General features: G+C 31.7%; 8 protein-coding genes. All 8 read left to right on the top strand.

The window, feature by feature from the left end; translation table 11 throughout:
- The first annotated feature begins 198 nt into the window (after positions 1 to 198).
- The 8 genes from A5893_RS04955 (at position 199) to A5893_RS04925 (ending at position 6,089) form a co-directional block, all read left to right on the top strand.
- A complete protein-coding gene (locus A5893_RS04955) occupies positions 199 to 870 on the top strand; it encodes a DUF4145 domain-containing protein (RefSeq protein WP_068821408.1) in 672 nt (223 codons plus the stop codon).
- Between the two features lie 181 nt (positions 871 to 1,051).
- Entirely contained in the window at positions 1,052 to 1,483 is a 432-nt protein-coding gene (locus A5893_RS04950; protein ID WP_157687452.1) for a hypothetical protein, read from the top strand.
- 80 nt (positions 1,484 to 1,563) lie between these two features.
- Positions 1,564 to 2,805, top strand: coding sequence for a hypothetical protein (locus A5893_RS04945; protein WP_068821406.1), 1,242 nt, complete (start codon positions 1,564 to 1,566; stop codon positions 2,803 to 2,805).
- A 98-nt stretch (positions 2,806 to 2,903) separates the two neighbouring features.
- Positions 2,904 to 3,320: a hypothetical protein gene (locus tag A5893_RS04940; RefSeq protein WP_068821405.1), complete on the top strand. Its 417-nt coding sequence runs from the start codon at positions 2,904 to 2,906 to the stop codon at positions 3,318 to 3,320.
- A 254-nt stretch (positions 3,321 to 3,574) separates the two neighbouring features.
- Entirely contained in the window at positions 3,575 to 4,459 is an 885-nt protein-coding gene (locus A5893_RS04935; protein WP_068821463.1) for an alpha/beta hydrolase, read from the top strand.
- Positions 4,456 to 4,602, top strand: a complete 147-nt coding sequence (locus A5893_RS17825; protein WP_198342266.1) for a hypothetical protein — start codon at positions 4,456 to 4,458, stop codon at positions 4,600 to 4,602. The genes A5893_RS04935 and A5893_RS17825 overlap by 4 nt, the downstream gene beginning before the upstream one ends.
- 27 nt (positions 4,603 to 4,629) lie before the next feature.
- Positions 4,630 to 5,196: a hypothetical protein gene (locus A5893_RS04930; protein WP_157687449.1), complete on the top strand. Its 567-nt coding sequence runs from the start codon at positions 4,630 to 4,632 to the stop codon at positions 5,194 to 5,196.
- A gap of 191 nt (positions 5,197 to 5,387) precedes the next feature.
- The gene (locus tag A5893_RS04925) at positions 5,388 to 6,089 is read left to right on the top strand and encodes a hypothetical protein (protein WP_068821403.1); all 702 of its coding nucleotides are present in this window, start codon (positions 5,388 to 5,390) and stop codon (positions 6,087 to 6,089) included.
- Positions 6,090 to 6,436: the final 347 nt, after the last annotated feature.

Genomic DNA, 6,436 nt, shown 5'->3' with positions numbered 1-6,436 from the left:
AAAATGAAATAACAATACGGCAGGTAACAGCAAATTTGCACAAAAATGGCTGACGGTGGTTCAACTCAGGTTTTTCGTTAATTATTTAGTTCAGTGCGGTACGACATTGGTTCTGCAGGTAATGCCATTTCTGCGCAAATTTTCAAACCGTTAGCTGTAACCATACCGAACTAAAAGTATCTTTAAATCAATTAATCAATGATGCCATTTACGCCAATACAGTTTGAATTATCAGCATTCAATTGCCCTCTTTGTGGTGCATTTTCTCAACATTTCTGGAGCTATGCTCAAAAATTTGATAAAAAAAAAGCAAATATGGGTGCACAAATTCACTTCAAAGAATATATTGACAACCTTGTCTTTTCTCAATGTAATCATTGTAAACAGCATACTGTTTGGCTTGAAAATGAACGTGTGATGGTATATCCAACTGCAGGTTCAGCTCCGCTTGCTAACTCGGATTTACCAGATAACATCAAGCCTGATTTTGATGAAGCTAGAAACATAGTAGAACTTTCACCTAGAGGAGCTACTGCATTGCTTCGTTTAGCTGTTCAAAAGTTATGTAAACACCTTGGCGAAAAAGGAGAAAACATTAATAAAGACATTGGCAACTTAGTAAAGAAAGGTCTTCCAGAAAAAATGCAAAAGGTTCTTGACAGCGTAAGGGTCGTTGGAAACAATGCTGTTCATCCAGGACAAATTGACTTAACGGACGACAGAGAAACTGCATATAAACTTTTTGGCTTTATTAATATTATCACAGATATTATGATTACGCAACCAAAACAGATTGATGATTTCTATGATTTTAAAATACCAGATAAAGATAAAATTGCCATTGACAAAAGAGACCAAAAAACTAATTGATTCATTTAGAGTGGGCATCAACTAATACCAATTGTTAAACTTTAAAGTCGCTGTACTTAACTAAATCTCAATCTTGGAAAACAAAATAGCATTCGACAAAATTATCAAGAAATATAAAACTATATTTAATTTTTACGGCTTTTCAGAACACGAATTAAATGAGAGATATAACAATTATATAGTGAATGAGCAGAAATGTTCTGTAAATGATTTTGTATGGTCACTCTTCCAACAATTACTAATAATCTCGGCAAGTAAAGCAAAAAGCGAATATGAGTTATATAGAAGTCAATGGGAAATTTACGCCTCAATGTTGAACTTTAGAAGAAATTTTGAAAAGTCCAAAGCAAATGAAATTCTTCAATTACATCTAAATGCATACATTCAGATGTCAAATTTCGAAAATCGTTTAGACCTCAAATGCGAAGTTTTGTCTGGTTTTTGTTGTGATTATTGTGATTCATTGAACGGAGTAAAGTTTGAAATTAATGACGTAATTAAAAATCAGTATTTAGCCTCTACAAAGTGTACAAACGAAAAAGGGTGCAATTGCTGTTATGGTTTAGTTCCTGAAAGAGATTCACAAGGATTTGCAATTGTGAAAAGAAAATAAATGGCAACAGCCAACAGCAAATTTGTGCAAAAATGGCTGACGGTGGTTTACGTTAATTCATCTGTTATTTACTTAATTTAGTGCGGTGCGACAATGGTTCTGCAAGTAATGCCATTTCTGCACAAATTTTCAAATCGTTACCAACAAATGTAAAAAACCGAATTCATGACAAAAAACACTATTTACTTCATAAATCCTATAAAATGCTAAAATACAACCGAATCACATTAACATTCCTATTCTCTCTTAGTATTGGAATCGCTTTTAGTCAACCAATAACAGATTTCAAAACCATGAATCATGTTTATGAAGATTGGTTGGATAGACGTGGTTATAAAGGTTCGGACTGTCCAACAATGTACTACAAAGAAAGCATTGACCCTGAAATTATTAAATCGACAATACAGATATTATCAGAAAAGATGACTTTTCCCCTTAGTGAACTGTATATGGGAGAAAATAAAAAACCACTAATTATTACGTCAACTGAACGAACTTATCTTATTAGTGAGTTAAATAAACTCAAAGATTTTGCGTGGCCTTCTAAGATGTTTCCTAATTCAGTAGTAGTAACGATTAATGATATTCGTAAAGTTTTTTCGATAACAAGTAAGTATCCAGAAACAAAATCAGCGATGTGTTCAATTATCTATGGTTTTTCAAAACCAATTTTTATACGGAATAACACCATTTGTTTGTATTTAAGTCAAGAACAATACGGAGAATCAAACTCTCAATCAACATTTAGTTTTTACAAAAAAAATGGGTTAGAATGGGAAGAATACGCAGACGTATTTATAGATTTTGGTAAAGAAATAGAAGAAAAACAAAAACCTAATGAAAAAAGCACTCCAGTCTCAACAATTTCAAATGAACAACTTGAGTTGCTTTCAAAAAAAATATTTCATGCTTTTCAAAATAACCAATTGGATTCCTTCACTAGTTTAGCTCCGAACTTTGAGGATAAGTTAATCATCCTTAAAATGCAGGGGGTTTCCGCACCGACTAAAGAAAAACTGCCTATGTACAAAGAAATTTACGAAAAAAGTAAGGGAGTGGTTGAAGAAAAATTCAAAAGTATTCTTAATAAAGCAAAAGAAAACAATATCGACCTATCTAAAGCTACATTTGACAGTTTTAAAAGACAAGACGAGGAGCTTAATTTAAGTTTGGAAGGAAATGGAAAGTCATTTATAAATACGAGCTTAGATGTATTTTTCAATTATGAGAACCGAAAGTTTGTAATTAACATCCCGGAAATTTATAATGTAAATAATTCGTTGAAAATTCATCTACGAATAACATTGAATGAAGTTAAATAAGTGAAAATATATGCTCAATAAAAAACATCAGCTGGTAACAGCAAATGTAAAACAACAAACATTCTAAATTTGTAAGATTTGCTAAATAACAACAATTTATGAAATTAATTTTAATTAAATATTTACTATTAAGCTCTTTAGGTGTATTGTGGTATTATTTTGCACTTATTACTACCGAACTATTTGGCATTCGCATTCTTACAACTAGATTATGGTCACTGGGAGTTTTATTTGCAATCATAACTTCTGTGAGCGTAGGAATTACGTTTTATAAGGCAATTCTAAAGTCAAAAGGAACATCTTGGTATTTACTTCCTTTTCTTACAATTTTTTTTGCATCATTAATGTTTGGTAGTTTGTATACAGCTTTTATTGACCGACCATATAATAGTTGGTCTTGGATTTTAGCCTTTGTATTTTACTCTTTAACTTATTTTATTTGGTTATTTTATCCTTTAGCTTTACTAACACAATACTTAATAAGATTTACAATGGCAAACTTTTCAGATGATTAAAAGAAAACATCAGCTGGTAACAGCAAATTTGCGCAAAAATGGCTAACGGTGGTTTACGTAAATTCATCAGTTAATTACTTAATTTGGTGCGGTGCGACAATGGTTTTGCAAGCAATGCCATTTCTACACAAATTTTCAAAACGTTAGGTGCAACCCTAGCAGACCAGACAACATCGATAAAACAGACGAATTTGAATAACAGAAAAAAAATAATAAATCGACTACTTTGGACATTGACAATAATCTTTGTTCTGATGAACGTTGTTGCTATTTTTCATTCTTACAAATTCACACATTTCGTTGACAGCAAAACAGCGAAAACAAAAGACCCTAAAAAATTAACTACTGGACAGAAAATTTCAACTTTAATTTTTGGGGTAAATAATCCAAGACCTGAAAAAACAACTGTTCCGACAGACGACTACGAAACCATTATACTAAAAAGTAACAGAGAAATTGAATGTTGGAACATTAAGACAGAAAACGCAAAGGGAACTGTAATTCTTTTTCACGGTTTCAGTGGACAAAAAGCATCAATGCTTGACAAAGCAGAAGTATTTCGTGGACTTGGTTACAACACATTTCTTGTGGACTTCACGGGTTCAGGTGGTTCGGAGGGTAATCAGACAACAATTGGGTTTTTAGAAGCTGAACAAGTAAAAACTTGCTTTGACTACTTGACCGAAAAAGAAGATAAAAACATTTTCCTTTTTGGAACTTCAATGGGTTCAGTTGCTATTATGAAAGCCATTAACGACTTTGACATTAAACCAAAAGGAATAATTATTGAGTGTCCATTTGGCTCTATGTATGAAACAGTATGTGCAAGGTTTAGGACAATGAATGCACCTACTTTTCCAATGGCTGGACTGTTAGTTTTTTGGGGCGGTGTTCAAAATGGTTTTTGGGCTTTTGGACATAACCCGACAGAATATTCAAAGAAAATTAATTGTCCAACGCTTTTAATGTATGGACAACAAGACGAAAAAGTTAGTAAAGCAGAAATTGACGAAATATTTGGAAATTTGGCTGGTCAAAAAGAATTGAAAATTTATAAGAATGCAGGACACGAAAACTATTTGACAAAATATAAAGACGAGTGGACGAAAGACATAACACAATTTATGACGACAGAATGAAAAGAAGGGCAGCACCTTACAGCACCTATAAGAAATTGGCGGTTCATTGCTCCGCAGACGTATTTGTGGTTAATCAAAGTTTGGTTATCCGCATCAATATTTATGGTGAAAATCGCCAACTTCTTACAGCTGCTAACCGTTAGCTGTCATTTTACCAAATAAAGAAGTCTATGAAGTTTATTATAATTTTCCTGGTTCTAATCGCTTTTATGACAATTTGTTGTAGCCAGAAAAAATCTATTGAAATTATATATTATTCTAAAAGTCAAGATAAGCCAACAAATATAGATGAAGAAAAGGTCTATGTTTTAAAGAAAAAAGCCTTAAATGCAGACTTCGACACAACCAGACTTTTTAAAATCGACAGCATAAAAAAGACTTGTTCAACCATAAAAAATATTTTTGAACCAATAAATGGAGTTTATAACTATTATCAATTTATATCGACACACTTGGGTAGGAAGTTAGTTTTCCCCGGAGAAAATTTGAAGGACAGTTTAATGATTGGTCATGATATTTTGATTATTAAAACTGACAACGAAAATAAAATTATTGATGCTTTTCAATATACCTTAGAATGGGGAGAATATCCCTTACAGTCTGACTTATATAGAAGCACAATAAATGGCTTAAAAATTAAAAACCACTTAAAAATTGAACAATTCAAGTTTGTTTCGACAGAAAACAATTTATTTGAAGATAATTTTGAAGATGGCCGTGTAATATGGCTAAAATAAAAAAGTCAGCTAACCACAATTTGTATTATAATGGCTGAAGTGCTTTACGTTATTTCATCACAATTAAATAAATTTATACGAGCAGACAAGTTTTTGCTTTCTAAGCCATTACAACACAAATTCGCCAATCGTTAGCGGTAACTGTTCAGAACGAAACTAATAAAAATAGATATTTAAAAACATTTCTGACATTGAGACAAATTAAAATATTTAGTGATTATCGACTTGATTTAATTTGCTCGTACTGCAGTAATAATGCAACTGAAACAAGAGACCATGTTCCTTCAAAAATATTACTTGATGAACCATTTCCGGAAAACCTTCCAGTAGTTCCATGTTGCACAAAGTGCAATCAAGATTTTTCCAAAGACGAAGAATATTTTGCTTGTTCAATTGAATGTATTTTACGAGGTTCAAGTAATATTGAAAAATTGCAAAGACAAAAGATAAAGATGTCTTTTCAAAAACGACCTGCGTTGCAAAAACAAATTGAAAATTCTTTTATTTTCCAAAATGGAATATTGACCTTTAAATATAAACAAGAAAGATTTGAAAATGTCGCAACAAAATTGGCTAAAGGTCACGTAAAATTTGAAACAAGTAATCCGCAGTTTATCGAACCAACATCTATTGTGTTTAAATCTTTAAGCTCAATGACAGAGGTAGAAACTGATAGTTTTTTTTCTTTATCACAACTGAACATTCTTCCTGAAGTAGGAAGTCGAGCATTACAAAATCTTATAATAGATGGAAATGGAATAATTCAATCAAATTGGAAAACTGCTCAAGATAATAAATATAAATATTCAGTTATTAATGACGTGGAATTGCTTATTGTAAGAATCGTTGTTTGGAACTATTTAGCAATCGAAGTTATCTGGAATGACAATTAAAATTGAAGAAAAATTAAAAAACAGCAACCGCTAACAGCAAATTTGATCAAGATGGCTGACCCGCAATTTTCAACTTTCTGCAACTTAATTAAGTTTATGCAAGCTGACAGAGGTACTGCTTTAATGCCATTTCTATACAAACTTGCAAACCGTTATATTCTCATTTGAACTTAAAAATCAGATAAATTCAACTAATAAATGAAAACTGCCGCTTACAATAGTTTCAAAATATTGATCATAAAATATAAAGTTCCCATTCTTTCTTTCCCGAGAAATTTAACAGAAAAAAAAACTCAATTTCTAAGTCCATTTTAAGGAAGTCGCAAAACTTTGGCTAGTTAAAAAAA

It is taken from the genome of Pedobacter psychrophilus, from assembly GCF_001652725.1.
In the GTDB taxonomy this organism is placed as follows: Bacteria; Bacteroidota; Bacteroidia; order Sphingobacteriales; family Sphingobacteriaceae; genus Pseudopedobacter; species Pseudopedobacter psychrophilus.
This window is presented reverse-complemented; position numbering and strand designations above follow the sequence as displayed.

Bases quoted from the DNA above. Each gene is read 5' to 3' on its own strand.
- A5893_RS04935 (WP_068821463.1), top strand. From the start codon at position 3,575: ATGAACGTTGTTGCTATTTTTCATTCTTACAAATTCACACATTTCGTT.
- A5893_RS04930 (WP_157687449.1), top strand. From the start codon at position 4,630: ATGAAGTTTATTATAATTTTCCTGGTTCTAATCGCTTTTATGACAATT.
- A5893_RS04940 (WP_068821405.1), top strand. From the start codon at position 2,904: ATGAAATTAATTTTAATTAAATATTTACTATTAAGCTCTTTAGGTGTA.
- A5893_RS17825 (WP_198342266.1), top strand. From the start codon at position 4,456: ATGAAAAGAAGGGCAGCACCTTACAGCACCTATAAGAAATTGGCGGTT.
- A5893_RS04955 (WP_068821408.1), top strand. From the start codon at position 199: ATGATGCCATTTACGCCAATACAGTTTGAATTATCAGCATTCAATTGC.